The sequence below is a fragment of the Marinobacterium sedimentorum genome (assembly GCF_024267675.1).
Lineage (GTDB): Bacteria > Pseudomonadota > Gammaproteobacteria > Pseudomonadales > Balneatricaceae > Marinobacterium_A > Marinobacterium_A sedimentorum.
The window spans coordinates 23,018-49,798 of record NZ_JALDYX010000035.1; the positions used below are offsets into that span (position 1 = coordinate 23,018).

Sequence of the window (26,781 nt, forward strand, 5' to 3'; positions counted from 1 at the left end):
TCGGGGTTCTTTCCCGTTTTTGCATAGCCTCTGCAGATGTGGTGACAAGCTCTGCCTGGGCAGTAATAATGTGCGCCTTCTTTTCGGCCTCTGCATCTGCCCTGGCGGTTTCGGTGTCTCTTAATGGCGCGCGTTTGGGCGGCTATTCAACAATGTGAGGATGGATGTGAAACAGGTCAGTTGCGTAATGTTAGTGTCCTTGCTACTCGGCGGTTGTCTGGCCAACGGGCCTGTGCCCGCTGAGCCGGATGTTCAGGTGGCAGGCGCCGACAGCTCGGTACCCAAAGCTGCACCCGGGCAGGATGCCGCGTCCACAGGCGACTCTAATGCCCCCACTCAGGCTCCCGGCCAGGCGCTAAAGTCCGGCGACCGCCCGGTGACGACAGCCGCGACTGATGAGGCGCTGCAGCGCAACCTCGAGACGCTGGCAAACCGCCTGACCCTGATGCAGGAACAGCTGATCCAGATCAAGGCTCAGGGCGCGGAGCTGTCACAGCAGTCGGGCACGGCGCTTGCGCGCCTGCAGATGCTGACCGGCAGTGCCGCTGTGGGCGGTGCTGAAGATGCTGGTGACAATTCCGCGCCCGCAGCTGTTTCAGGCGCGGCGCCGGAGCAACTGGCGGGCCTGATTGACCAGCTCAGCCAGATTGCCAATGAGCTGTCGCTCAGTGGTGTTGGGGACAGCTATCGCATCGCTGCCGATTACACCGGCGCCGGGCAATGGGTGCTGATCCGCTATGACCGTTTTAGCGGTGAGTCCTGGCTGGCAGATCAGGGCGCCTGGCAGCCGCTGCAGGATAAGGCGTCGCTGGAGCGCTCGGACTACGAAGTGCAGCTGACCCGCGCTGACAATGATATCAAGGGTTATGTGGCGGCCCGGCTGGACAGGCGCAATGGTGATACCTGGTGGCTGAAACAGGACGCATGGCAGAAGTTCGAGTGATGAGTACGCATCAATACCAGGATCTGATCCGGCTGTTCAACGGTCAGTTTGAGCACAGCCTCAATACCGTTCTTGTGCGCGGTGATGACGAACCCGTCTATCTGCCCGCCGATGCCGAGCATCCGCAGCACCGGATTATTTTTGCCCACGGCTTTTTTTCCAGTGCCCTGCATGAGATTTCCCACTGGTGCGTCGCCGGTGCTAAGCGGCGTACCCAGGTGGATTTCGGGTACTGGTACAAGCCCGACGGGCGCACGGCAGAGGAGCAGGCGCTGTTCGAGAGCGTGGAAGTCAAACCCCAGTCGCTGGAGTGGATGCTTTCCGTCGCCTGCGGGCACCGGTTTCACTTCAGTGCCGACAATCTGTCGGCGCAGATTGGCGCCAGCCGCGGCTTCGAAGCCCGCGTGCAGCGCCAGGTGCTGCACTATCTTGAGGTGGGTCTGCCCAGCAGGGCCGGGTTGCTGGTGGAGGCGTTCAGCGACTTCTACGGCACAGGCGCGCTTGAGACCGGCGCCTTTGCGCTGCCGTACGATACCGAGGCGGGCCCGGCGGTATTTCCTGTGCTTGCAGCAGCGCTCGAACCTGAGCAAGAGCGCGATCTGGTAAGCGCCTGAATTCTGCCCCTTATGCTTTCTTTCTGGTGCCTTTGGCGCTTTCGATCTGTAGCAGTTGCTTGCAGTGACTCATTGCTGTCAGTGGCTGTGCTGCTGTGTGGCATTAGTGCCATGAGAATGGGAAGGGCTGTGCGGGTTTTCTCGGGCCGTCGCTTCGTCCATGGCATCCATGGGAGAACGAACCGGCAGGGTGAGCTGCAGCTGTTGTCCGTCACTGAAGTTCAGCTGCAACCTGACCTCGTCGCCGGCATTGAGGGGCTGCTTCAGATCGATCAGCATCAGGTGATCGCCACCGGGCTGCAGCCGATACTCAGCCCCCGCCGGGATTTCCACCTGCTGTGCCGCGCGCATGCGCATGACGCCATCCTGCTGCCGACTCTGGTGCAGCTCAGTGGTGCCGGCGCTGTCGGTCCGGGCACTGTCCAGCTGCACCGCGCTAGTGGAATTGTTGCGCAGGGTCAGGTAGGCCGCGCTGATGCTGTGCCCGGGCGGTACCGCCCGCACATAGCCGTCCTGAGCCTGAACCTCGGCGAAGGCGGTTGTAGTACAGAGAAGGCTGGCCAGTAGCGTTGTCAACAGGCCGGAGCGGGGCAGTAGCTGTGGCATGGGGGTATCTTCCTTGCTGTCGATGGGGACGGGTGAATAGGGGAGAGTCAGAGCAGCGCGCGCAGCTTGGCGGCCAGCTCATCCGGGCTGATCGAGTCGCTCAGTACCTCGAGCAACTGTCCATCACTGTTGATCAGATACAGGCGCGAGCTGTGATCGACGCTGTACGCCAGGGCTGAGTCCGTCTGTTCGCTGATGCGATAGTAGGCGCCGTAGCTTTTGGTAACCGCATCGATTTGCGCCCGGCTGCCGGTCAGCCCCACCAGGCTGGGGTGAAAAAAGGCACTGTAGGTCGCGAGTGTTTCGGGCGTGTCACGCTGGGGGTCGACGCTGATAAAGATGCCGCGCACCCGTGCCTGATCGCTCGGATCGAGGCGACGAAAGCCCTGGGCCATCACGGCCAGTGAGGTGGGGCAGACATCGGGGCAGGAGGCGTAGCCAATATAGAGCACAGTGGGATAGCCGTGAAAATCGGCCAGGGTCACAGGCCCCGTTGCCGCCATTAGACTGAAATCACCCCCCAGACGTGTGCCCAGGGTCTGTTCTATGGGTGTCGGGCGCAGCAGGATGGCACTGGCAATGCCCGCCAGCAGCAGGACGCTCATGATCAGCAGGATACGCAATGTCTTCAGGTTATTGTTCATTGGGCGCTGAACTCATAGTGGGCAATGATGGGGGTGGTATCGCCAAGGGCTTCAATACGTGCCTGCCATGGCATCTGCGCAGTGGTGCAGATGGCAAGCGTGGTTCTGCCTCGCCACAGGCCGGACTGGTCGGCGGATTCGGTCAGCTGCAGCCGGTTGATTCCCATGTACATGTCACGTCCCTCCAGTAGCAGGCTGATACTCTGGGCGCGGGTGCCCTGCAGCTGCAGGCTGAACTCCAGCTCTTCGCCGGACAGCGCGGGGCCGGACGCGAGAGTCAGTGTCATTGCCAGGCCATCGCCACGGCTGGTGCAGGGGGCGACGGACAGGTTGCAGCCAGGTGCCGTAACGACACTGGCTGCCGCTGGTGCCCTTGTCAGCAGGCGCGGCAGCAATAGGGCGCTTGCCAGCAGGCATGCGGCTGTCAGCGTAAGCATCAGCAGGCTGCGCTGGGCCTGGGGCGTCACAGACATAGTTGGCTCGTTCAGGGCAAAGACGCATTCTAGGACAGCATGGATGCTGTGTCGCTGTGGCTGAATGTCGCAGCGCGGCGGCTCGCATCGTAAAGGCAGCCCGCCTCAGCGGGACTCGATACAGCCTTGCAGTTGCCGCTCGATAAGGTCCCAGTCGAGCGCTTCGCGAGCGATGATCTCCACCCGGGAATCGCGCCGCCAGGCGATCTTGTCGATATCGTGCTGTTCGAGCACACGGTTATAAAACACCCAGACATAGCCGATCCGAAAGGCGCCCTTGATGCGCAGCGCCCCTTCGAGGCCGTTGAGTACGGCCTCCAGGCGGTCATAATCGAACACTTCGTCACGGTGGAATACCCAGCCGCAGCTGACAAAATCCGTACCCTGGCCAATACGGCGTATCGGCTGGCCTGCCTCTGGCAACAGCAGGGGCTGCGGGGCGATCGCGGCTGACGGGCCGGGCTCTAAGCCCTGCTGGCCATGGCTGTCGGGGAACTGGGCGGCCAGGGTATCGTCACGGATCAGATCCAGCAGCTCGATGGGAAAGAGGCCGTGGCGGGCTTTTTCAATGCGCTGCTTGGGCGGAAACAGCCCCCCGAGCCCCTGCATTGCCTTGTTGATCAGGGCGGGGGAGGCGAGGTCGAGCTTGTTGAGCACAACGATGTCGGCCAGGTTGAGCTGATCCTGGAAGGTCTCATGGGCCATGACCCGCGGGTCTTCCAGTAGCTGCGGATCCAGCAGGCAGATAATGGCCCGCAGATCCAGCGCGTCTTTAAAGCTGCCGCTTTGCAGCGTATCGATAATGCCTTCGGGGTGGCCGAGGCCTGTGGGCTCGATGATCAGGCGCTGGGGTTTTGCGCTGCGAATCAGGGTGGCGAGCCCTGCCCGCAGGGCGGGCCCCAGGGCGCAGCAGATGCAGCCGCCGGCCAGTTCCTTGATATGCAGGCCGTCGGCATCGGGCATGGCTGCCTTGTCGACGCCGATCTGGCCAAATTCGTTCACAAGTACCGCCCAGCGCTCATCGGCAGGCTTCTGGGCCAGCAACGCATTAATGGCTGTGGTTTTGCCGACTCCGAGGAATCCTGTGATGATGTTGACGGGGATTTTGTCGGTCATCCCGGTACTCCCTGTGGTCTGAGTGTTCGGTGCGATTCAGTTACTGGCGCGGCGCGATGGCAGCTGCGCAAGCAACATGCCGGCCAGCATCAGTGCACAGCCCGCCAGAGCGCGGCCTGTCAGTTCTTCATTTAGCAGCAGCCAGCCGCCGAAGGCTGCAAACACGGCCTCCAGGCTCATTATGATGGCAGCGTGGGCGGCGGGGGCATGCTTTTGCGCATAGACCTGCAGCGTATAGGCGACCCCAACGGACAGCAAGCCGGCGTAGGCGATGGGCTGCCAGGCGGCCATCAGGTTGCTGAGGGTAAAGCTGTCCTGTTCATAGATCAATGCCACGCCAAGGCACAGGCACGCACAGATCAGAAACTGAATGATCGACAGGCGTAAGCCGTCCAGGTGAGGTGCCAGGCGGCCGATGATCAGTACATGACCGGCCCAGAACGCAGCGCCCACAAGTTCCAGCAGGTCGCCCCGGTTGATGACCATGGCCTTATTGATACTGAGGAAGTAAAGCCCCACCAGTGCCAGGGATGCACCGGCCCAGATGGCGCGGTTTACCGGTTGTCCCATCAGGCGGGCAGCCAGTGGCACCAGTACTATATAGAGACCGGTGATAAAGCCTGCGTTACCGGCGGTGGTGTAAAGCAGGCCGGCCTGTTGCAGGGATGCCCCACAGAAAAGCAGGGTGCCTGCGGCGAGGCCGCCGCGCAATAACTGGCACAACTCGCCTTGGCCTGCGCGGGCGCGGAATAAGAGTGTCAGGGGTAACAGCGAGAGGGCGCCGAGCATAAATCGTGCGGCATTGAAGCCAAAGGGCCCCAGATGATCCATACCAAGGCGCTGGGCGACAAAGGCGAGTCCCCAGATAGCGGCTACCAGCAACAACAACAGATTGGCTTTGAGTCGCAGATTGACCATGGTGGCGCCGTCTCTCGATCCGTGAAAGTGCGCTAGGGTATCTCCGGGGCTTGCTCCGGTAAACTGGTTATTGCAACATTTCACCGGACTGGAGAGCAGGGGATGCAGTATATGGATTAAACACTTATAGTGTTTTAAGGGCTTTCTTCTCTGTACATATCACCCCGGCGGGGTGATACCTGAAGCAGGGGTGTTTCACCACTGGCCGCAGTGCAGTGCGAACGCCATCTCTTCGCCCCAGGAAGGCCTGCAAGTCCACGCACCTGCGCCCATTCTTTTAGGTTAAAGAGTTATGGCGTGACGGACAAATAGGGAGGGAACCCATTTGTCCGTGAGGTTAATAATAGTGCCATTGATGGCGATGCCTGTACCACCGCAATTCAGTGGTGTCGGGCTTCACTCCCGGAGCCGGGGACTGGATATGACCGATAGTTTCAGGCCGTTGCGCCTAACGATGCTGATCTTGTCGCTGTTGCTGCTGCTGTCCGTCGTTTCCTACGGCTGGTTCAGCTGGAAAGAGATAAGACGCAGCGTGACGCAGGATCTGCATCAGCAGAACGCGGCTTTTATTGATCACACCGAGACATTCTTCCGCCTGCAGGAACAGTTGCTGCTGTCCACAGGAGCACCCCTGGTTCGGAATAATCGTCTGCGCCGTTCAGAGTTGCAGGCGGCGCTCGACATCTTGTCTGAGACCGTGCCGCAAATCCGCGGGCTGGGTGTGCTCGATCGTCGTGGCGAGCTGCTGCTGGGGGTGGGCGCCGAGATAGCGCCCGATCTCAGTCTGACCTCAAGCGATGCCATCACCCAGGCGCGCTATACCGATCACCTCAAGCTGGGGGCGGCCTTTCGCCTTGATGCCGATTCAGACGCGCTGCTGCCGGCCTTTCTAGCCCTGCCCGATAAGGACGGCAATATGCTGGCGATGCTGGTGGCGCTATACAGCATCAATGGGCAGAGTTCGATCTGGCAAAACTTGCAGCGTCGATCCGGCGCCAACCTCTGGTTGCTGGCAGACGATGGCAAGTTGCGCTATGCCAACCCCATGACGGGGGGCATGTTAGCTGATCTCGCCCGCGCACAAGTCGATACCCAGACGCTTGACGAGTTGCAGGTGCGGGGCGGCTATGGCACGAGTAGCGATGCCATTTCGCTGTCTCTCAATGATGAATCGGTGGTGGTGCAGTCGCAGTTGCTGCCGCAGTATCAGTTTGTATCGGTCGCTTTTCTGCCGCTGAGTCAGCTGTTCTGGCTTTGGCTCGGCAAGGTGAAGTCGGTGGGAACGGTGGTGGGGCTGTTTTTACTGGTCGCGTTGCTGGTGTATCGCCTGATCTGGCTGGCCGGTACGCGGCTGGTTAATGCCCGTATAACCGCCGAGAGTAATCTGCTGAAGCTGTCCCAGGCGATTGAGCAAAGTCAGGACAGCGTTGTGGTGACCGATAGCAGCTGGTGTATCGAATATGCCAACCGTCGTTTTGAGGGGGACGTCAAGCAGGATGAGGCACGCCTCAAGGGGACGCCGGTAACGAATTTTTCGCCCCACGATATGCTGCGCGATGATCTGGTACTGATACAGGGCAAGGTGCTGGATAAAGGCAGTTGGTGCGGCGAGCGGCAAAGGGCCGGCACCGAACAATGGTATGAATTTTCGATTTCGCTGGTGGAAATACCGGATTCAGAGGATGTCAGCTTTATTCTGATCGGCCAGGACATCTCCGAGCGCAAGGCGGCGGAGGCCTTGCTCTATCAGCAGGCCAATTTCGATTCGCTGACGCAGCTGCCCAACCGGCGCCGGGCCAGTGAGCTGATTACCGAGGCGCTGGAACAGGCCTGGGGCAGCCAGGGTGAAGTGGCGCTGTTGTATCTTGATCTGGACAATTTCAAGCAGATCAACGATACCTTCGGGCATTTGTTCGGTGATCAGGTGCTGGTCAAGGTCGCTCAGCGCCTGCAGCAGGTTCTGGGTGATGATGGCAGCCTGGCGCACATGAGTGGCGATGAGTTCCTGATTCATTTCAGCTTTCAGAGCAGGTCCCAGATCGAACAGGTGGCGGATAATATACTCGCGGCCTTTCGTGCCCCCATGTTGTTGCAGGGCAAGAATCTGAGCATGTCGCTCAGTATTGGCATATCGCGCTATCCGATCGACAGTCCAGATGCGCCTGGCCTGATGCGCGACGCCGACCTTGCGCTCTATGAGTCCAAGCGTTGTGGCCGCGGCCGTTTTACCTTCTTCGATGCCGAGCTCGACAAGCGCATGAAACGCCGGCTCGAGATTGAGCATCAGCTGCCGGTTGCGCTGAAGAACGGTGAGCTCTTTATGGTGTACCAGAGCAAGAATTCGATTGAGAGCGGCGAGATTCTGGGCTTTGAAGCCCTGATGCGCCTGAACAGTCGCTCGCTGGGCGCTGTCGGTCCTGCCGAGTTTATCGAGATCGCCGAGGAGAACGGGTTTATTGAGGAACTGGGTCGCTTTGCACTCAGACAAGGCTGTGAGGATCTGGCACGGTTTCAGGCCATCGGTGGCCGTTCACTGACCATGGCCATCAATGTGTCGGTACGCCAGCTGCTGGATGATTCCATTGTCGGTTATACCCGGCAGATGATAACCGATAACCGTATTGACCCGGCGACGCTGGAACTCGAAATCACCGAGTCACTGCTGGCAGAAAACCTGCCGCTGGTGATGCCGCGCCTCGAACAGCTGCGTGCGCTGGGTTTGTCCCTGACGATTGATGACTTTGGCACCGGCTACAGTTCCCTCAGCTACCTGACCCATTTCCCGGTGGCAACGCTGAAAATCGACAAATGCTTCATCGACGAGCTGGAAAAGCACGCTAACGATGCCACAGTGGTGCACACCATTATCCAGATGGGTCATGCGCTGGGGCTGAAGGTGGTGGCTGAAGGGCTGGAGCTTGAATCCCAGTGGCGCATCCTGCGCCAGTTCGGCTGCGACGTCGGGCAGGGGTACCTGTTTTCAAAACCGCTCGACTTTGACCACGCCGAGCGGCTGCTGCAAACCACGGCCAAGATTCCGCTGCTGCGCCCGGCCAGGGAAGGTCACTGAGCGCAGCGAGATTTGTGTTAAAGCGCGTTCAGGCATGCTCAGGCATGTGCAATCAGGGCCCTGAGCTCGGGTATGCAGGAGCCACAGTTGGTGCCGCAGTTCAGCGCCTTGCCCAGAGACTCGACCGAGTTGGCCCCCTCCTTCATCGCCTGGCGAATGCGTTTTTCCCCCACCTGGAAACAGGAGCAGATGATTGCACCCTGATCCGGCGCGCCCTCGCTGGGGCGCCCTGACAGCAACTGCATGCGTTCTTTGGTCGTGAGGCTGCGCCCGAGCTGCGTCGACAGCCAGGCCGGCGGCGGCAGTTCACCTTCGCAACTGGCGATAAACACCCACAGCAGGCGCCCGTCCCTAAAGGCGGCGGCGCGGTAGTGGTTGGCGCGGCTGTCCAGCAGCTCAATCAGATCGGTGCTGGCGGGCAGCCAGCTTTTGACCCAGTCAGACCAGTCCGGTCTGTCACTGAATCCCGCCAGTGCGTAGCGCTCCCCCTGCTCCAGCGTTACTCGGCTCCAGTAGTCACTGGCCGGCGTCTCGATGGCGTCCAGGCTCAGCAGCATCCCCTGCCAGCGCGGGCGCAGGCCCAGCATGCGCACCGGGCTCTGTTTCAGCTCGGGTTGCCCTGAGACCGGATCCGTGACGGCGGCCACCAGGGCATCGACAGCGCCGTGGGACGCATAGCGATCGTTCCAGTGGATGGGGGCAAACAGTGATCCCGGCTGCTGGTTCGGGCTGACCCGGGCACGTCCGATATATTCGGCGTCGAGGGCTGACAGGCTCACCAGGTCACCGCTGTGTATGCGCTGCTGTTGTGCATCCCGTTCACTGATTTCGATGTAGGGTTCGTCGCAGTGGTCCAGCAGGCGCGGGCTGCGGGCGGTGCGGGTCATGGTATGCCACTGATCCCGGCTGCGCCCGGTATTGAGCACGAAATCACCGTCCCGGCAGGGATTGGCCGGCATGCGAGCCGCAATTGGCAGCAGGCGGGCACGGCCCGAGGGCGTAAAGTAGTGGCCGTCTGCGAACATGCGTGCGGTGCCTTCGGGGCTGGCTTCGGTGACGGGCCACTGGATGGGTGCCAGGGCGTCATACTGGCTGCGGGACAGTTCGGCCAGGGCGGAGATATCAAAATCACGGCTGCCCTGGTTGCGATAGCCCGACAGGCGGGCGTGTTCATCGAAGATATCCGCCGGGTGCTGGTAGGCAAAAGCATCCCCGAAACCGAGCCTTGTGGCGAAGTCGCAGAGTATTTGCCAGTCGTGCCGGGCTTCCCCGGGGGCTTTCAAAAAGCCGCGTTGGCGCGAGATGCGCCGCTCCGAGTTGGTCACGGTGCCGTTTTTTTCGGCCCAGGTGGTGGCCGGCAGCAGTACATCGGCCAGGGCTGTGGTATCGGTCTGCTCGATGCAGTCACTGACCACCACCAGTTCGCACCGCTGCAGGGCTCTGCGCACCTGGGCCGAGTCCGGCAGGCTCACGGCCGGGTTGGTGCCAATGATCCAGACCGCCTTGACGTCACCGCGCTCAATCGCCTGGAACAGGTCCACGGCCTTGAGGCCAGGCGCCTGCGCCATTCTGGGGGCTTGCCAGAAGTCGGCTACCGTTTCCAGGTGAGTCGGGTTGCCGAATTCCATATGGGCCGCGAGCTGATTGGCCAGGCCGCCGACTTCGCGTCCGCCCATGGCATTGGGCTGGCCGGTGATGGAAAACGGGCTGGCACCCGGCTTGCCGACCCGGCCCGTGGCCAGGTGGCAGTTGATGATGGCGTTGGCCTTGTCGGTGCCAGAAGACGACTGGTTGATGCCCTGGGAGTAAAACGTCAGGCTGCGCTCGGTGCACGCGAAGCGCTCGAACAGCCACTGCACATCCGCAGGATCGAGGCCGCAGTGGGCCGCGGTGGTGATCAGATCCGGGCACTGTCGCTGCGCCTGCTCAAGGGCGGCGTCAAAGCCCTCGCAATGCTGTGCGATATAGGCCTCATCCAGAGCGTTTGCCTGCGCCAGGTAACTCAGCAGGCCGTTGAACAGGAAAGCATCGCTGCCGGGCTTGAGGGCCAGGTGACGGTCGGCCAGATCGCAGGTGGCGGTGCGTCTTGGATCCAGTACCACGACCTGGATGTCCGGGCGGGCCTGCTTGGCCCGTACCAGGCGCTGATACAGAATGGGGTGGGCCCAGGCGGCATTGGAGCCAACCAGCACCACCAGATCCGCTTCATCGAGATCGTCGTAGCAGGCCGGCACTGTGTCGCTGCCAAAGGCGCGCTTTTGCCCGGCCACCGCCGAGGACATGCACAGGCGCGAATTGGTATCGACGTTGGCGCTGCCGATAAAGCCCTTCATCAGCTTGTTGGCGACGTAATAGTCTTCGGTCAGGATCTGGCCCGACAGGTAAAAGGCGACCGAATCGGGGCCGTGCTGGTCGATCAGGCGGGCGAAGGTATCGACGACCTTGTCCAGAGCGCTATCCCAGCTGACGCGCTGGCCCTGAATCTGTGGATACAGCAGGCGCCCCTGATGGCCGGTGGTTTCATGCAGCGCCGAGCCCTTGACGCAAAGGCGGCCTTTGTTGGCCGGGTGCGATGCATCGCCGCTCACCGCGATCAGGCGGTTGTCACTTATGCGGGCCTCGACACCACAGCCGACGCCGCAGTAAGGGCAGGTGGTCAGGGTGCTGGACTCGGTATTGTTCTTCATGATGGGTTCCACTCGCCGTGTCGTTCAGACCTGGGTGTATGGGGAATCAGGCGTAAAGGCAACTTGGAAAACAGTGCGCATAAAAAAAACGCCATCTCCCGCCAGGTGGCGGGAGATGGCGCCATTGCCAAACTTCCACGTTATGTGCCGGTTCGGGTAGAGGTTGTCCTCTACCCGGGCGTGGCACCTTTCGCTATCTTGTTATGAGTTATGCGAATGTCATGCCAGTTTATTATTTTTCCCGAAATACCCGTGGCATTTGCATTTTCAGGTGTTAACCGCGGGCGTTGGATTCGCTGTCGCGGTACAAAAGGAGCCGTTTGGGTGCGCGCCTGGTTTTGAATGCCCCTTAACGGGGCGTTGGGTCGATCATCAGCACATCATCCAGCAGCGTTACCTGCCAGGTGGCGAGCTTCACGGCCTCGTCCTCGAAGCACTGGCCGTCGACCAGGCTGAAACGCTGCTTGTACAGCGGCGAGGCGACCACGGGCACATCGGCGATGGAGCCGACGATACCGCGGGATAGCACATTGGCCTGGCCGAAGGGGTCGTGATTGTCGATGGCGTAGACCTGCTCGTCTTCCGGCAGGTAGAAGAGGGCTACCTGACGGCCGTCCACCAGGGCGCAAACGCCGCTGTTGGGGACCAGATCGGCTTTGCTGCACAGGGAAATCAGTTTTGTGTTAGTGGTCATGGTTCGATTCCTCAGCTAACCATCTTGACGGGGACGGCCGGTGTATTGGCGGCTTTTTCCGCAGCGGTGGCGGGACGGATCTGGTCGCGTTCCATCACAAACACCACATTGCTGTCGGTGGCATCGGCATTGACGAAGGGGCGGAAACGCTTGAGGGCTTCGGGATCCTCGATGGTTTTCTTCCACTCGCACTCGTAGGTGCCGACAACCTGCAGCATCTGCTCTTCAAGTTCCGCGCCAAGCCCCAGGGAGTCTTCGATGATGACCTGGCGCAGGTAGTCCAGACCGCCTTCGAGATTGTCCATCCAGACGGAGGTGCGCTGCAGGCGATCGGCGGTCTTGACGTAGAACATCAGGAAACGGTCGATGTATTTGATCAGGGTGTCTTTATCCAGGTCCGTGGCAAACAGGTCGCCGTGGCGGGGTTTCATGCCGCCGTTGCCGCACAGGTAAAGGTTCCAGCCGTTTTCGGTGGCAATGATGCCCACGTCCTTGCTCTGGGCCTCGGCGCACTCGCGGGTGCAGCCGGAGACGGCAAACTTGATCTTGTGGGGTGAGCGCAGGCCCTTGTAGCGGTTCTCCACCTCGATGGCGAGACCTACACTGTCGTCCACGCCGTAGCGGCACCAGGTGCTGCCGACACAGGATTTGACGGTGCGCAACGACTTGCCGTAGGCGTGGCCGGTTTCAAAGCCGGCATCCACCAGAATGCGCCAGATCTGCGGCAGCTCTTCGAGGCGTGCGCCGAACAGGTCAATGCGCTGACCGCCGGTGACCTTGGTATAGAGGTTGAACTGCTTGGCCACCTGGCCCAGCACGATCAGCTTGTCGGGGGTGATTTCACCGCCGGCAACACGGGGCACGACCGAGTAGGTGCCGTCCTTCTGCATGTTGGCCAGGAAGGTATCGTTGGTGTCCTGCAGGCCGACGTGGGGCTTTTTCAGCACGAACTCGTTCCAGCAGGACGCCAGGATGGAGGCGGCGGTGGGCTTGCATATCTCGCAGCCCTTGCCGCGGCCGTGCTTGTGCAGCAGCTCGTCGAAGGACTTGATCTGATCCACACGCACCAGATGGTAGAGCTCCTGGCGGGTGAAATCGAAGTGCTCGCACAGGTTGCGATTGACTTCCACGCCGCGGCTTTCCAGCTCATGGTTCACCAGGTTGGTGAGCAGGGCCGAGCAGCCGCCGCAGCCGGTGGCGGCCTTGGTGCAGGACTTGACGTCACCCAGGGTGGCGGCGCCGCCGTCGATGGCCTGGCAGATATCGCCCTTGGAGACATCGTGGCAGGAGCAGATCTGCGCCGTTTCGGGCAGGGCGGCCACGCCCAGGCCCGCCGGTTTGCCGTCACCGCCACGCTGCGGCAGGATCAGGCTGTCCGGGAACTCCGGCAGGTCGATACCGTTGAGGGCGTATTGCAGCAGGGTGCCGTAATCCTCGGCATCGCCCACCAGAATCGCGCCCAGCAACTGCTTGCCGCTTTCATTGACGACGATTTTCTTGTAGATGCCGCAGGCCTCATCCAGGTAGGTGTAGTTGCGCGCGCCCGGGGTATGGCCGTGGGCATCGCCGATGCTGGCTACATCCACGCCCATAAGCTTGAGCTTGGTGCTCATGTCGGCGCCGAGGAACTGCTTGTCCTCGCCCAGCAGCCTGGCAACGGCGACCTTGGCCATGTTGTAGCCCGGTGCCACCAGACCAAAGATGCGGCCATTCCAGAGGGCGCATTCGCCGATGGCGAAGATGTTCTTGTCCGAGGTGAGGCAGTCGTTGTCGATCACGATGCCGCCGCGCTCGCCCACGTCCAGGCCGCAGCTGCGGGCCAGTTCGTCACGCGGGCGGATGCCGGCGGAGAACAGAATAACGTCGGTTTCCAGTACCTCGCCGTCGGCAAACTCCATGCGGTGTACGGCATTGTCGCCATCCACGATCTGCTGGGTGTTCTTGCCGGTATGTACCTTGACGCCCAGCTCTGCAATCTTGTCGCGCAGCACCTTGCCGCCGGCATCATCCAGCTGCACCGCCATCAGGCGCGGAGCGAATTCAACCACGTGGGTTTCCAGTCCCAGGTCGCGCAGCGCCTTGGCCGCTTCCAGACCGAGCAGGCCTCCGCCCACGACCACACCGCTGCGGCCCTTGGCGGCGCTGGCGGTGATGGCTTCAAGGTCTTCGATGGTGCGATACACCAGGCAGTGTTCGCGGTCATGGCCGGGAACCGGCGGCACGAACGGGAAGGAACCGGTGGCCAGGATGATCTGATCGTAGGCCAGGGTCGCGCCGGTGCTGCTGGTGACAGTCTGGTTGTCGCGGTCGATGCTGACAACCTTCTCGTTCAGGCGAACGTGGTAGCCCCATGCGGCATACTGAGCCGGCTGGCCCATGGCCAGGTCTTCGGCGGTCTTGCCGGAGAAGTAGGCGCTCAGCTGGACACGGTCATAGGCCAGGCGCGGCTCCTCGCAGAAGATGGTGACCTCAAAGCGCTCGGCTTCACCACTTTCGGCGAGGCTGGCGAGGAATTGGTGCCCGACCATGCCATTGCCGATCAGGATCAGTTTAGTTTTGTTCATGGGGTTACTCCCGTTACGGATTCTGTGGCAGGAACGGACCGAGTACGGCTGGATCGATCTGCAAGTTGGTGTTCAGTGTTCATACTGCAATTTCTTGAATGGCGAGCGTGGCGGGCAGGCTCGGGTTGTCGTCGCTGCACTCAGGGCGGCCGAACATCAGTGCCGGTTTCAGGTCGCTGAGGTCGTCCTGGCGCTGTATCAGTTCGAAGTACCAGTGTCCGTCCTGTGCATCGCCGTAGAGCACCGCGCCCACCAGGCGGTTGTTGCGCAGCAGCAGTTTGCGATAAACACCGCTGTGCGGATCGCTGAAGGTGAGGCTGTCCAGTTCAGGGGCATCCAGATATTCGCCGGCGCTGAACAGGTTGATGCCCGACACCTTGAGCTTGGTGGGTACCGGAGCATCGCGATAAGGAGTGGCCAGACCCCGGACCAGTCGATCTGCCAGCAGGCGAGCCTGCTCCCAGATCGGTGCGACCAGTCCGAAGGTCCGTCCACGGTGCTCGATACATTCCCCCAGGGCGCTGATAGTGGCATCGCTGCTGCGCAGCAGGTCGTCGACCTGCAGGCCGCGGTCGCAGTCGAGTCCGGCAGCGCGTGCCAGGGTGCAGTTGGGTGTAATGCCCGTGGCGATAACGGCCAGCTGGGCGTTCAGGCGGGTGCCGCTTTTGAGCACGGCCGCCTGCAGGACAGTCTCGCCTTCGAAATGGCTGATTTCATCGCCCAGTACAAAGCGGATGCCGCGTGCCGCAAGCTCTGCGCGCAGCAGTTCGCCGGCGCAGGCGTCGAGCTGGCGATTCATCAGCCAGTCGCCGCGATGGATCAGGGTAACCTTCAGGCCTTTCTTGGCCAGGGCGTGGGCTGCTTCCAGACCCAGCAGTCCGCCGCCAACGACCAGGGCTTCCCGGCTGCAGGCGCCCTGCGTGATGATCTGCTCGACATCCTGCTCGGTGCGAAAGTCGTAGATGCCCGCCAGCGCCTGGTTTGCAGCCGCAATCCGGGCCGGGCGCGAGCCGGTGGCCAGAATCAGCTGGTCGTAATCACATACCCGGCCGTTCTGGCTGATGACGCGGCGCTGTGCCCGGTCGATCTGCACCACGGCATCACCGCTGTGCAGGCGAATGGCGTGGTTTTTGTACCAGGCGGCGGTTTTCAGCTGAATGGATTTGCGATCGGTTTCGCCGGCCAGCAGGGGCGACAGCTGGATGCGGTTATAGGCACCGCCTGGCTCTTCGCCGAACACAGTGATCTGGTAGCTACTGGCGCCGCGGCTCAGCAGCTCGTCGAGCAAGCGACTGGTTGCCATGCCGTTACCAATAATGACCAGTTTCTGTTGTTCCATCCGTTGCCGGCTCCGTTATAAAAAAATCAACAAAAAAGGCGTCCATCAGCCGTGCGCAATGACACGGGGATGAACGCCTTTGTTCAGTGGGCTCCGAAGAGTCCGTCGCTTTGTCTGTCTAATAGCAAGCATACACCGTGCCAACTATTAAAAAGCCCGGTTTTTCAGGAGGCTAGCACCTATAGCGGGTGGCGGAGGCGGGCTTTCTTTGCACCGAATGGGGTAGTTGCACCACTGCGGTGCCTGCTTTTGGTGCGAAAGGGCGCCCGGGCCTGATGCAGGGCCAGGCCGCGATAGCGTGTTGTGGCGCCTGCCGGTTGCGCATTTACAGCAGGGCCTGCAGCAGGTTGATCAGCAGCAGAATGGCCGCAATGAGCTGCCAGCCCAGCAGCGGGTTGCGGGTCATCAGCGGCTGGTCGCGCACCCGCGCCTCCAGCTGGCTGTTGGGGGTGGTGAGGTCATGCAGAAACTCGGAATAGGCGTTATAGCGGTGGATCGGGTTGGGTTGCAGCGCCTTGCGCAGGCAGCCTTCCATCCAGAACGGCAGGTCCTTGCGGTGCTTGAGGGCCGGGATGTAATGCAGCTCGCCGTAATGCTCGATGCGGTAGCGCTTGGTGGAGGGTTCCGCGTAGGGCAGCTGGCCGGTAATCATTTCATAGCAGATCACGGCCAGTGAAAACAGGTCGGCGCGAAAGTTGCCCGGCTGACCCATCAGGTATTCCGGGGCCACGTAGTTGACCGAGCCCTGGGGGATGGACTTGTCCAGCGGCGAGCCCATTTCCTCTATGCCGGCGATGCGGACGGTGCCGAAATCCAGAATGCGCACCCGGCCGTCGTGGTCGATCATGATGTTTTCCGGCTTGAGATCCTGGTGCACCATCTCGGCACGCTGAAAGGCGCGCAAGCCGGCAATGATCTGTCGTATCAGGTCGCGCACCTTGTCCAGCGGTGGCTGGGGGTTGTCCTGCATCCACTGGCGCAGGTTCTGGCCCTCGATATACTCGCCCAGGTAGTACAGCAGGCGCTTGGGACGTGGCGGGGCGAAGGTTTTCATGACATTGGGGTGATCCAGCCTGCGCCCGACCCATTCCTCGCGCATGAAACCGTCCAGGTAAAGGCTGTCTTCGCTGAAGTTTTCCGACGGCGCCTTGAGTACATAGAGCTGGCCGCTGGCCAAATCCTTGACCCGATACATGTGGCTGCGGGTGCCGCTGAAGATCACATCCAGCACTTCATAGTCGTCGATGCGGTTGCCGACGCTCAGCACCGGCGGTATGGGCAGGGCGCTGAGGCGCTGATAGTTTTCATCCGGGGTTTCCAGTGGCAGCTGGTCCACCTCGATCAGCAGGGCGGTAAGGTTGTCATCGCTGCCCGTCGCCATGGCCTGGTCGATCAGCAGCGCGCTGGCGGCCACCGGATCGCCGGGGTGCTGACTCAGCAGCTGAGCGATCTGCGCCCGGGTCAGGTGTTCATGCACGCCGTCGGTGGTGAGCAGGATGCGATCGCCGGGTTCGAGCGTCTGGGTGCGGTAATCCAGCTCCAGGTGCTGGTCGGCGCCGAAGGCGCGGGACAGGTAATTGCGACCACGCTCCACATGCACATGATCACGGGTCAGCTGCTCCACTTCGCCATCGCGGCAATGCCAGATGCGGCTGTCGCCGACATGAAAGCAGTGCAGGGTGTTGGACTTGAAGATCACCGCCGAAAAGGTGCACATCATGCTGTCGTCGTGGCCCAAACGGCTGGAGTTCTGCTGGTATAGCCAGCTGTTAAGACTCGATACCACGCGGGCGGCGGCATGGCGGGTGCTCCAGCTGTCGGGTGTGCTGAAATAGTCGGTGATGAAACTGGTGACCGCGGTCTGGCTGGCGATATGGGAATCGGCGCAGCTGCTGACGCCATCGGCGATGACCGCCGCGGCGCCCTTGAGCAGCAGGGCCTGGTCGTCCGGCGCATGGGCGGCAAAGGCATCCTGATTCTGCGGTTTTATGCCGGCAATGGACTGGCCGCCGAAACGGACTTTCAATTTGGCCTGTACGCTCAGGGACTGATTCATCATCGTGGTTCCAAAACCTCAAAAGGGGGCGAAGCCCTGCGGCTGCGCCCCCTGTTCACGTCCTGTAAGCGTGCAGATCAGGAGACGCTGATCAGCTCGACGCTACCGTCTGCATTGACTTCGGCCATGTGTCCGCGGGGTTCTTCCAGCAGCAGCAGGGCGATAAAGCCGACCACGGCCGTACCGGCAATGACCATGAAGAACGTCTGGTAGCTGACCATGGACAACACGGTGAGGTAGAAGACCGCACCGACATTGCCGTAGGCGCCGGTCATGCCTGCCACCTGACCTGTGAGGCGGCGCTTGATCAGCGGTACCACCGCGAAAACGGCACCTTCACCGGCCTGGACAAAGAACGAGCAGGCCATGGCGGCAATCACCGCCAGCGCCAGCGGCCAGCTGCTGTCGATCACCGACATGACGGCATAGCCGATGGCCAGGCCCGCTGTCAGTACCAGCAGGGTGGCCTTGCGGCCGCAGCGGTCACTGATCAGGCCGCCCGCCGGGCGGGACATCAGGTTCATGAAAGCATAGCCCGAGGCGAGCAGGCCGGCATAGACCATGTCCAGTTCGAAGACATCGGCAAAGAACAGCGGCAGCATCGAGACCACGGCCAGCTCAGAACCAAAGGTGGCGAAGTAGAGCACATTCAGTACCGCGACCTGCTTGAACTTGTAGCGGTGCATCTCCGGTACCGGCTGGGTGAAGATGTCCCGGTTGACGCGGTAGGCGCCGTAGCAATCGTAAACGAAGAAGGCCACCAGACCGATATAGATGAAAAGGGCCGCGGTGCTGCTGAGAATCGAGACACCCTGGGGCGACAGTTTCCAGCACAGCAGTGCCAGGGCGGCATAGAGGGGAATCTTCATGATCAGCAGGAAAATGAAGTCGCCCTTGCTGGTGACTTCCAGGCCGCCAATGCGCTTGGGCTTGAAATAGGTCGAACCCTTGGGGGTATCGGAAACATTGAAAAACCACACGAAGCTGAAAATCAGGCACAGCAGGCCGGTGATGCCCACGGCATAGCGCCAGCCGTCTTCACCGCCAAAGATCAGTGCCAGGGTCGGCAGCAGCATGGCGGCGGCGGCGGAACCGAAGTTGCCCCAGCCGCCATAGATGCCTTCAGCGGTACCCAGTTCGTTGGCCGGGAACCATTCGCTCACCATGCGAATGCCGACAACGAAACCGGCGCCGATAAAGCCCAGCAGGAAGCGGGCGATGGCGGCCTGGGTGAAGTCCTGCGCCAGGGCGAACATGAAGCAGGGCAGGCTGCAGAAGAACAGCAGCGCGGCATAGACATTGCGCGGACCGTATTTGTCGGTGAGCATGCCGATCAGTACCCGGGCCGGTATGGTCAGGGCGACGTTGAGAATCAGCAGGGTCTTTATCTCGTCGGAGGTCAGTCCGAGGGAGGTCTTGATCACGCCCAGCAGAGGCGCGAAGTTGAACCAGACAAAGAAGGTTAGGAAGAAGGCGATCCAGCTCATGTGCAGGATCTTCATTTTCCCGGTAAACGAGAACAGATTGAGCTTGGTGTGATCAGTCATTATTTTACATCCATCGCTGGGTCCACAAGGGCAAAAAAAAATGGCGTTCAACGATCCCCGCAAGAGGGATTGTTTGAACGCCATTGTTCAAAATTGGTGCATTTGACGATTGGGTGGCCTTTTTTCGGTGCGCTTCGACGGGGTCTGTTTCCCGTCAATGAGCCCGCAGCGCCTTTGCTGTGGGTCAGGCCGCCGCGTGAGCCGCTTTTTCGCCATCTGATACCGTGTTTGAATGCAGATCCTGTGCCAGCTCTGTGGTTTTGGCTGGCTTATTTTTTTCCTGGGCGGCTGTGGTAACGCCTTCCGGCGGCTTGCGCTGTTTTTCGTAGAGGAAGCTCAGCACTTCATGCCGGTAGTGGTTGTAGCGCACATCATCGGCCAGTTCGATACGGTTGCGTGGCCGCTCCAGCTCGATGTTGAGGATCTCGCCCACGGTGGCCGCCGGGCCATTGGTCATCATGACGATGCGATCCGACAGCAGCACCGCCTCATCCACATCGTGGGTAATCATGATCACGGTGTTGTTGAGCCGTGCCTGAATGTCCATCAGTGAATCCTGCAGGTGGGCCCGGGTCAGGGCATCCAGGGCCCCGAAGGGTTCATCCATCAGCAGCACCTTGGGTTGCATGGCCAGGGCCCTTGCGATGCCGACGCGCTGTTTCATGCCGCCGGAAATTTCATCGGGGCGCTTGTGCAGGGCATGGCTCATGTGAACCAGTTCCAGGTTGTGCTCGATCCATTCCTTCATTTCGGCTTTGGATTTGCTGTTGCGAAATACCTGCTTGACCGCCAGCTCAACGTTTTCATAGGCGCTGAGCCAGGGCAGCAGCGAGTGGTTCTGAAATACCACGGCCCGTTCGGGGCCGGGCTCGCGCACCTCCTTGCCCTCCAGTACCACGCCGCCTTCGGTGGCCTGATAGAGGCCCGCGACTATGTTGAGCACCGTGGATTTGCCGCAGCCGGAGTGGCCGATGAGGGAGACGAATTCACCCTGATCGATTTTCAGATTGACGCCGTTCAGGGCGCGAAACGGGCCACGGGAGGTCGGAAAGTCTATGGCGACGCCGGTAAGTTCCAGATGAGTCATCAGAATTCTCCTTTAACGCACGACGGCGTTCTTGTCCCAGGAAATGCGGCTCTGCAGCAGCTGCATGGCGCGATCGAGCATAAAGCCGATGATGCCGATCACCAGTACCGCGACCATGATGCGGCCGAGGGAGTCGGAGCTGCCGTTCTGAAACTCGTCCCAGACGAACTTGCCGAGCCCCGGATTCTGCGCCAGCATTTCGGCGGCGATCAGTACCATCCAGGCAATGCCAAGGGATAGCCGCAGGCCGGTAAACATGGCCGGAATCGACGCCGGTATGGCGATCTTGATGACATGGGTCATAAACGGCAGACGCAGTACCTTGCTGACGTTTTTCAGGTCCTGGCTGATGCTCGACACCCCCACGGCGGTATTGATCAGGGTCGGCCACAGACTGCACAGCGATACCGTGATCAGGGAGGTCAGGAATGACTTGGCAAACATCGGGTCATCGGACACATAGAGGGCGCTGACCACCATGGTGACCAGTGGCAGCCAGGCCAGGGGGGACACTGGCTTGAACAGCTGGATCAGCGGATTCAGTGCGGCGTACAGGGTACCGTTGAGTCCAATCAGGATGCCCAGCGGTATGGCAATCAGAGTGGCGACAAAAAAGCCCGACAGTACGGTCACCAGGCTGGTGCCGACCTGGTCGACAAAGGTCGGCTTGCCGGTATAGTCGCGCAGGCGGACCTCGGCGCTGGGGTCCTTGGCCAGGATGGCGGCATTGCGCTCTTCCTGGCGCTCCATGAAGGCCGCTTCGCGGGCACGCTCGCGGTTGTGATCGGCGATCAGGCCAAAGGTTTGTTCGTACACCTGTGCCGGCCCCGGGAACTGCCCGAGGGAAGTGTCGATGTTGCGGGCGGCTATATGCCAGGCGAACAGAAACACCAGCAGGCCGAGCAGCGGCAGCAGCAGGGCGCGGGCGATGCGGGTGACGCTGTCGGCACTGGGGGCGCGCAGTGACAGGCGCAGCCGGCGAGCCTTTATCGGGTTACTTTGGATACTTGCAGTGCTCAAGGTCATTGCTCCACAACGGGGGCGCAGGCGTGCCGCCTGCGCCGGTTAAGCTCAGATTTTGTCGTCGCCCTTGAGGCCGATGTCGAACTTTTTCAGGTAGTCGTTGGGGCTGTGGCCGTCGTAGGTGATGCCATCGATAAAGTGCGTCTGGGGCGCGCGGTAGCCGTCTTCGGTGCCGAAGTCCGGGAACTCGGACGCATCCATCTTGCCTTCCTCGATCAGCGACTGGGCCGCCTGGGCGTAGATGTCCGGGCGATAGACCTTCTTGGCAATGTCCATGAACCAGCTGTCTGGCTTGGCTTCCTCGATCTGGCCCCAGCGGCGCATCTGTGTCAGGTACCAGATGGCGTCGGAGTAGTAGGGGTAGGTGGCGTTATGGCGGAAGAAGACATTGAAGTCCGGTACCTCGCGTACGTCGCCTTTTTCGTATTCGAAGGTACCGGTCATGGAGTTGGCGATAACCTCGTAATCGGCACCGACATATTCGGGCCTGGAAAGAATTTCAACGGCTTCCGGGCGGTTGCCGTTGTCGTTGGCATCCAGCCACTTGGCGGCGCGGATCATGGCCTTGACGACGCGCAGGTGGGTGTTGGGATTGGCATCGGCCCATGCCTTGGAAACGCCGAACACCTTCTCTGGGTTGTCTTTCCAGATTTCGTAATCGGTAATGATGGGCACGCCTATGCCCTTGAACACGGCCTGCTGGTTCCAGGGCTCACCGACGCAGTAACCGTTGATGGTTCCGGCTTCCAGGGTGGCGGGCATCTGTGGCGGCGGTGTGACGGACAGCAGGGCGTCAGCGCTGAGCTGGCCGCTGATATCACCCTTGTGGGGCGCATAGAAACCGGGGTGGATACCACCTGCGGCCAGCCAGTAACGCAGCTCGTAGTTATGGGTCGAGACCGGGAACACCATGCCCATGTTGAAGGGCTTGCCCTCGGCCTTGAACTCGTCCACCACGGGTTTCAGATAGTCCGCCTTGATGGGGTGTACCGGCTTGCCGTCGGCATCCTTGGGAATGTGCGGCTTCATGCGCTCCCAGATGTCGTTGGAAACGGTGATGCCATTGCCGTTCAGGTCCATGCTGAAGGCGGTAATGATATCGGCCTTGGTGCCAAAGCCGATGGTGGCGCCCAGGGGCTGACCCGCCAGCATGTGGGCGCCGTCGAGCTGACCGTCGATAACGCGGTCCAGCAGTACTTTCCAGTTGGCCTGGGCTTCTATCTGCACGAACAGGCCTTCGTCCTCGAAGTAGCCTTTTTCATAGGCGATCGCCAGCGGGGCCATGTCGGTGAGCTTGATAAAGCCGAATTTCAGGTCTTCCTTTTCAGGTGGGCCAATCGCGGCCTGGGCCAGGCTGAAGGTCATGAGGGATGACAGCGTCAGGGCGCCGGCGGCGAGCATCGCCTGCTTGAGCAGGGTGCGACGGGGGCGGACGGAGGTGGTGCTCAGGGCGGTGTTGAGTGGCATGGTCTGGCTCCTTGAATTGCAAACAAAAAGGCGCCTGCAACGGGACGAAGTACTCGTCCCGCTACAGGCGCCTTTGCCTGAAACTGCTTTTTAAAAAACTGTTCAGGATATTGCATAAGCCGTGCCACAAATTTAAGTTATTGAAATATATATATTAAATTATATGTTGTGGTTTTCGCGTGCTCTGTTGTGCACTGCGGCAATACAGCGAAGCTGCAGTGCTGCACTGTTATTGCTCAGCCGGTGCGGGCTGGGCGCTCGGATCGAAGCGCCTGTCCCTGGGCAGGCTGAGGGGGCCCTGGTTGCCAGCGATCTCCCAGGGGCTGTCGTGCATGCCCTCCGGCTTGCTGTCGTCCAGCGGCAGGTTAAGCTGCAGCGCGCTACTGGCCAGGCGAAAGCTGCTGCTGTCGTAGGTCGAGCGCGCCAGTTCATCCAGCTCTGCGCCGGTGCGCGGGCCGGGTTGGTCCTGCTGTATCTGCTCCAGCAGCCAGCGCGCCTGGGACTGCCAGGGGAAGTTGGCAGCGCTGCCAAAGAACTGGTGCCGGCCTATCTCGGGGTCCGGTGTGATCAGATCCGCTCCCAGGTACTGCGGCTGGCTCAGAATGTCGAGCATGCGACTGCGATTGCCGGGTGTATCCAGCCAGGCGCAGGCCCTTAGCAGTGCCATGATCAGCAGTTGCAGGCTGCCCGGGTGCTGGCTGGCCCAGTGGGCGGTGGTACCCAGCACCTTGTCCGGGGCGTTATGCCAGATCTGGTGGCCGCTGATCAGCACGCGGCCGACCTGTTGTTGCTGGGCGACGCTGTTCCAGGGTTCGCCGGCGCAGAACGCATCGATCAGGCCGCGTTTGAGCGCATCGACCATCTGGGGTGGGGGGACCACCACCTGGCGAATGCGCTGCAGGTCGATGCCGCAGGCATTGAGCCAGTAGCGCAGCAGAAAACTGTGCATCGAGTGGGTATAGACAGTGGCGAAGGTGGGGCGGCTGTCGGGGTTCTCGCGCAGGTACCAGGCGAGGGCTGCGCCTGCTGAGGCTGGATCGGTGCCGAAATCCGGCGCCTGTTGCAGGGCTGCATGCAGCGCGCTGCTAAGGCTAATGGCATTGCCGTTGAGCCCCAGGCCCATAGTGCAGATCAGCGGGTTATGGCCGTAGCCGAGTCCCAGGGCGGCGGCCAGCGGAATGCCCGCCGGCATCTGGGCGGCATCCAGCAGGCCCAGCTGTACCTTGTCGCGGATGCTGGCCCAGGAGGCTTCCTTGCTGAGGCTGACGTCCAGACCGCAGTCGCGGAAGTATCCCAGTTCCAGTGCCACGATCAGCGGGCAGGCGTCGATCAGGGGCACGAAACCCAGTGTAAGTTGTGGTTTCTCAGGCGCCGGGAGGCGGCTGGGAAGTTTAAGGTCGGACATATCGGGTATCCATGTTGAGTCGGATTCAAATCAGGCGCCGCGGTACTGACAGGGCGTAATTCAAGTCAGATGATTTCCATCACAGCAATAATGTTGCGGGCAATGTCGGCCAGCGGCTTTTGCTGATCCATCGCCATGCGGCGCATCGCCTTGAAGGCTTCGTCTTCCGGGCATTTGTGGCGTTTCATCACCAGCCCCTTGGCCTTTTCGATCAGTTTGCGGTCGGCCAGCTCCGAGCGCGCCTCGACCAGCTCGCGGCGCAGCGCCTGGAACTCGCGAAAACGCGCAGCGGCTACATCCAGAATCGAGCTGATTCGGCCAAATTCGAGCCCGTCGACCACGTAGGCGCTGACGCCGGAGCGGATTGCCTTAGAAATGGTGTCACTGTCGCCCTGTTCGGCGAACATTACGACCGGGCGCGGCGAGCGGTCATTCAGCAGCGCCATGTCCTCCAGTACATCCCGGCTGGGGGAGTCCAGATCGATTATGATCATGTCGGGGTGGAGTTCCTCCACCCGTTCGGCCAGCAGATCGGTATTGTCCAGTCGTGCCAGCACCTCATATCCCTGATCGCGCAGCGACTGTTCAAGCAACGCGGCACGGCCACGATCCTCATCAATCACCAGTACTTTTATCGATGGAGGGCTTTTCATTCTAACGGGGGCTCCTGGGTGCATTCAGTCAGACAAACAAAATCCTGAGACTGGATATATATGCATGAAACATGCCTGTCTTGTTGGATAATTTAGGCGCTGCTGTGGAGTAGCGTCGGTACTTGACTGTCCCAAGTCTGGGTGCAGCGCTATAATGCGCGTCATTTCGCTAACTCGATTATAGCTTTCAGGATAACGATGACCGTACGTACCCGCGTAGCTCCGTCCCCGACCGGCGATCCCCATGTCGGCACCGCCTTTATAGCCCTGTTCAATCTGGCCTTCGCGCGCCAGCATGGCGGGCAGTTTATTTTGCGCATCGAGGATACGGATCAGGCGCGCAGCACGCCGGAATCCGAGCAGATGATTCTGGATTCCCTGCGCTGGCTGGGGCTCGACTGGGATGAAGGCCCCGATGTCGGCGGCCCTCACGGCCCGTACCGCCAGAGCGAGCGGGGCGATATCTACAAGAACTTTGCGCTGGAGCTGGTGGAGAAGGGCAAGGCCTTTCTGTGCTTCCGCACGCCTGAAGAGCTGGATGCGCTGCGTGAAGCCCGTCGTGCCGCTGGCGGTCATACCGCGCTGAAACAGAGTGATCTGGCACTGCCGGCGGCCGAAGTGGAACAGCGCGCGGCCCAGGGGCTGCCCTACGTGATTCGCATGGTTGTGCCTGAAGGTGAGGGCGTCTGCCAGATCGACGATCTGTTGCGCGGCACTATCGAGCTGGACTGGGGCATGGTGGATGCGCAGATTCTGCTCAAGTCCGATGGCATGCCGACTTACCATCTGGCCAACGTGGTGGATGATCACCTGATGGAGATCACCCACGTGATTCGTGGCGAGGAGTGGATCAACTCGGCACCCAAGCACAAGCTGCTGTATGAATACTTCGGCTGGGACATGCCGGTACTCTGTCATATGCCGCTGCTGCGCAACCCCGACAAGTCCAAGCTGTCCAAGCGCAAGAATCCGACCAGCATCCTGTACTACCAGCGCATGGGCTTCCTGCCGGAGGCGCTGCTGAATTATCTGGGGCGCATGGGCTGGTCCATGCCGGATGAGCGGGAGAAGTTCTCGCGCGACGAAATGTTTGCCAACTTCGATATTCAGCGCGTGTCCCTGGGCGGGCCTGTATTCGATCAGGAAAAACTCAGCTGGCTCAATGGTCTCTGGCTGCGCGAAGACCTGAGTCCGGAAGAGTTTGCTGCGCGCTTCCAGCAATGGGCGCTGAACCCGCAGTACCTGATGCAGATTTTGCCGCTGATTCAGCAGCGCGTCGAAAAGCTGTCGGATGTGGCACCGCTGGCCGGTTTCTTCCTGGCGGGCATGATCGATCTGGATGAATCCAGCTTTGTGCACAAATCCCTGCAGACGGAAGATGTGCGCAAGATTCTGCAGTTTGCCTCCTGGCAGATCGATACTGAGTCGGTCTGGACCAAGGATCAGCTATTCACCCAGCTCAAGGCACTGGCCGATGGCATGGGCTTCAAGATCCGTGACTTCCTGTTCCCGCTGTTTATCGCCATTGCCGGCACCAGCCAGACGGTATCCGTGATGGATGCCATGGCGATCCTTGGTCCCGACATGAGTCGTGCCCGCGTGCGCCATGCGCTCAATATCATCGGTGGCCCGTCCAAGAAGGAAGCCAAGCGCTGGGAGAAAGAATTCGCAGCGCTCAAGACTGGCGCCTGATCTGCAATGACCGGGGCCGCGAGTCGGCCTGATCAACACCCCGCTGCGGCGGGGTTTTTTGCACGTTCCTGCTAAAACGATCTTGGTCCACTCTGGACTCTGCCGTCGTGCCCGCGTGCGCCATGCGACATGCGCTCAATATCATCGGTGGCCCGTCCAAGAAGGAAGCCAAGCGCTGGGAGA

General features: G+C 60.9%; 20 protein-coding genes. 4 read left to right on the forward strand and 16 right to left on the reverse strand.

Annotation, left to right across the window (positions count from 1 at the left end; translation table 11 throughout):
- Positions 1-187 precede the first annotated feature (187 nt).
- Together MRS74_RS20305 and MRS74_RS20310 are read left to right on the forward strand one after the other, a co-directional pair.
- Complete coding sequence (locus MRS74_RS20305; RefSeq protein WP_254582104.1) at positions 188-943, forward strand: hypothetical protein; 756 nt, start codon at positions 188-190, stop codon at positions 941-943.
- Positions 943-1,557: an elongation factor P hydroxylase gene (locus tag MRS74_RS20310; protein WP_256558026.1), complete on the forward strand. Its 615-nt coding sequence runs from the start codon at positions 943-945 to the stop codon at positions 1,555-1,557. The genes MRS74_RS20305 and MRS74_RS20310 overlap by 1 nt, the downstream gene beginning before the upstream one ends.
- Before the next feature lie 78 nt (positions 1,558-1,635).
- On the opposite strand, the gene MRS74_RS20315 is transcribed toward MRS74_RS20310, so the two are convergent.
- From MRS74_RS20315 to MRS74_RS20335, 5 genes are all read right to left on the reverse strand, one after another.
- Positions 1,636-2,163: a copper chaperone PCu(A)C gene (locus MRS74_RS20315; RefSeq protein WP_254582105.1), complete on the reverse strand. Its 528-nt coding sequence runs from the start codon at positions 2,161-2,163 to the stop codon at positions 1,636-1,638.
- Positions 2,164-2,210: 47 nt separating this feature from the next.
- Positions 2,211-2,807, reverse strand: a complete 597-nt coding sequence (locus tag MRS74_RS20320; protein ID WP_254582106.1) for an SCO family protein — start codon at positions 2,805-2,807, stop codon at positions 2,211-2,213.
- Positions 2,804-3,280: a hypothetical protein gene (locus MRS74_RS20325; RefSeq protein ID WP_254582107.1), complete on the reverse strand. Its 477-nt coding sequence runs from the start codon at positions 3,278-3,280 to the stop codon at positions 2,804-2,806. Before MRS74_RS20325 ends, MRS74_RS20320 begins: the two co-directional genes overlap by 4 nt.
- 105 nt (positions 3,281-3,385) lie before the next feature.
- Positions 3,386-4,396 carry a CobW family GTP-binding protein gene (locus MRS74_RS20330; RefSeq protein ID WP_254582108.1) on the reverse strand — a complete coding sequence of 337 codons (1,011 nt, stop codon included), beginning with the start codon at positions 4,394-4,396 and terminating at the stop codon, positions 3,386-3,388.
- Between the two features lie 36 nt (positions 4,397-4,432).
- On the reverse strand, positions 4,433-5,314 hold the full coding sequence (locus MRS74_RS20335; RefSeq protein WP_254582109.1) for a DMT family transporter: 882 nt from the start codon (positions 5,312-5,314) through the stop codon (positions 4,433-4,435).
- A gap of 421 nt (positions 5,315-5,735) precedes the next feature.
- On the opposite strand from MRS74_RS20335, the gene MRS74_RS20340 reads away from it, so the two are divergent.
- Entirely contained in the window at positions 5,736-8,384 is a 2,649-nt protein-coding gene (locus tag MRS74_RS20340) for a bifunctional diguanylate cyclase/phosphodiesterase (RefSeq protein ID WP_254582110.1), read from the forward strand.
- Between the two features lie 38 nt (positions 8,385-8,422).
- Here the strand turns inward: MRS74_RS20340 and MRS74_RS20345 are convergent, their stop codons facing one another.
- The 11 genes from MRS74_RS20345 to MRS74_RS20395 form a co-directional block, all read right to left on the reverse strand.
- A complete protein-coding gene (locus tag MRS74_RS20345) occupies positions 8,423-11,071 on the reverse strand; it encodes a nitrate reductase (RefSeq protein WP_254582111.1) in 2,649 nt (882 codons plus the stop codon).
- Positions 11,072-11,420: 349 nt separating this feature from the next.
- Complete coding sequence (nirD, locus tag MRS74_RS20350; protein ID WP_254582112.1) at positions 11,421-11,765, reverse strand: nitrite reductase small subunit NirD; 345 nt, start codon at positions 11,763-11,765, stop codon at positions 11,421-11,423.
- An 11-nt stretch (positions 11,766-11,776) separates the two neighbouring features.
- A complete protein-coding gene (nirB, locus tag MRS74_RS20355) occupies positions 11,777-14,329 on the reverse strand; it encodes a nitrite reductase large subunit NirB (protein ID WP_254582113.1) in 2,553 nt (850 codons plus the stop codon).
- A 79-nt stretch (positions 14,330-14,408) separates the two neighbouring features.
- The gene (locus tag MRS74_RS20360) at positions 14,409-15,668 is read right to left on the reverse strand and encodes an NAD(P)/FAD-dependent oxidoreductase (RefSeq protein ID WP_254582114.1); all 1,260 of its coding nucleotides are present in this window, start codon (positions 15,666-15,668) and stop codon (positions 14,409-14,411) included.
- 325 nt (positions 15,669-15,993) lie between these two features.
- Complete coding sequence (locus MRS74_RS20365; RefSeq protein ID WP_254582115.1) at positions 15,994-17,727, reverse strand: bifunctional protein-serine/threonine kinase/phosphatase; 1,734 nt, start codon at positions 17,725-17,727, stop codon at positions 15,994-15,996.
- Between the two features lie 74 nt (positions 17,728-17,801).
- Positions 17,802-19,271: a NarK family nitrate/nitrite MFS transporter gene (locus tag MRS74_RS20370; protein ID WP_254582116.1), complete on the reverse strand. Its 1,470-nt coding sequence runs from the start codon at positions 19,269-19,271 to the stop codon at positions 17,802-17,804.
- A gap of 184 nt (positions 19,272-19,455) precedes the next feature.
- Entirely contained in the window at positions 19,456-20,358 is a 903-nt protein-coding gene (locus tag MRS74_RS20375; RefSeq protein ID WP_254582117.1) for an ABC transporter ATP-binding protein, read from the reverse strand.
- A 12-nt stretch (positions 20,359-20,370) separates the two neighbouring features.
- Complete coding sequence (locus MRS74_RS20380; RefSeq protein ID WP_254582118.1) at positions 20,371-21,384, reverse strand: ABC transporter permease; 1,014 nt, start codon at positions 21,382-21,384, stop codon at positions 20,371-20,373.
- A 45-nt stretch (positions 21,385-21,429) separates the two neighbouring features.
- Entirely contained in the window at positions 21,430-22,782 is a 1,353-nt protein-coding gene (locus MRS74_RS20385; RefSeq protein ID WP_254582125.1) for a CmpA/NrtA family ABC transporter substrate-binding protein, read from the reverse strand.
- Between the two features lie 295 nt (positions 22,783-23,077).
- Positions 23,078-24,253: a CmpA/NrtA family ABC transporter substrate-binding protein gene (locus tag MRS74_RS20390; protein WP_254582119.1), complete on the reverse strand. Its 1,176-nt coding sequence runs from the start codon at positions 24,251-24,253 to the stop codon at positions 23,078-23,080.
- 65 nt (positions 24,254-24,318) lie between these two features.
- Positions 24,319-24,906, reverse strand: a complete 588-nt coding sequence (locus tag MRS74_RS20395; RefSeq protein ID WP_254582120.1) for an ANTAR domain-containing response regulator — start codon at positions 24,904-24,906, stop codon at positions 24,319-24,321.
- A 198-nt stretch (positions 24,907-25,104) separates the two neighbouring features.
- On the opposite strand from MRS74_RS20395, the gene gltX reads away from it, so the two are divergent.
- On the forward strand, positions 25,105-26,598 hold the full coding sequence (gltX, locus tag MRS74_RS20400) for a glutamate--tRNA ligase (RefSeq protein WP_254582121.1): 1,494 nt from the start codon (positions 25,105-25,107) through the stop codon (positions 26,596-26,598).
- The last annotated feature ends 183 nt before the right edge of the window (positions 26,599-26,781 follow it).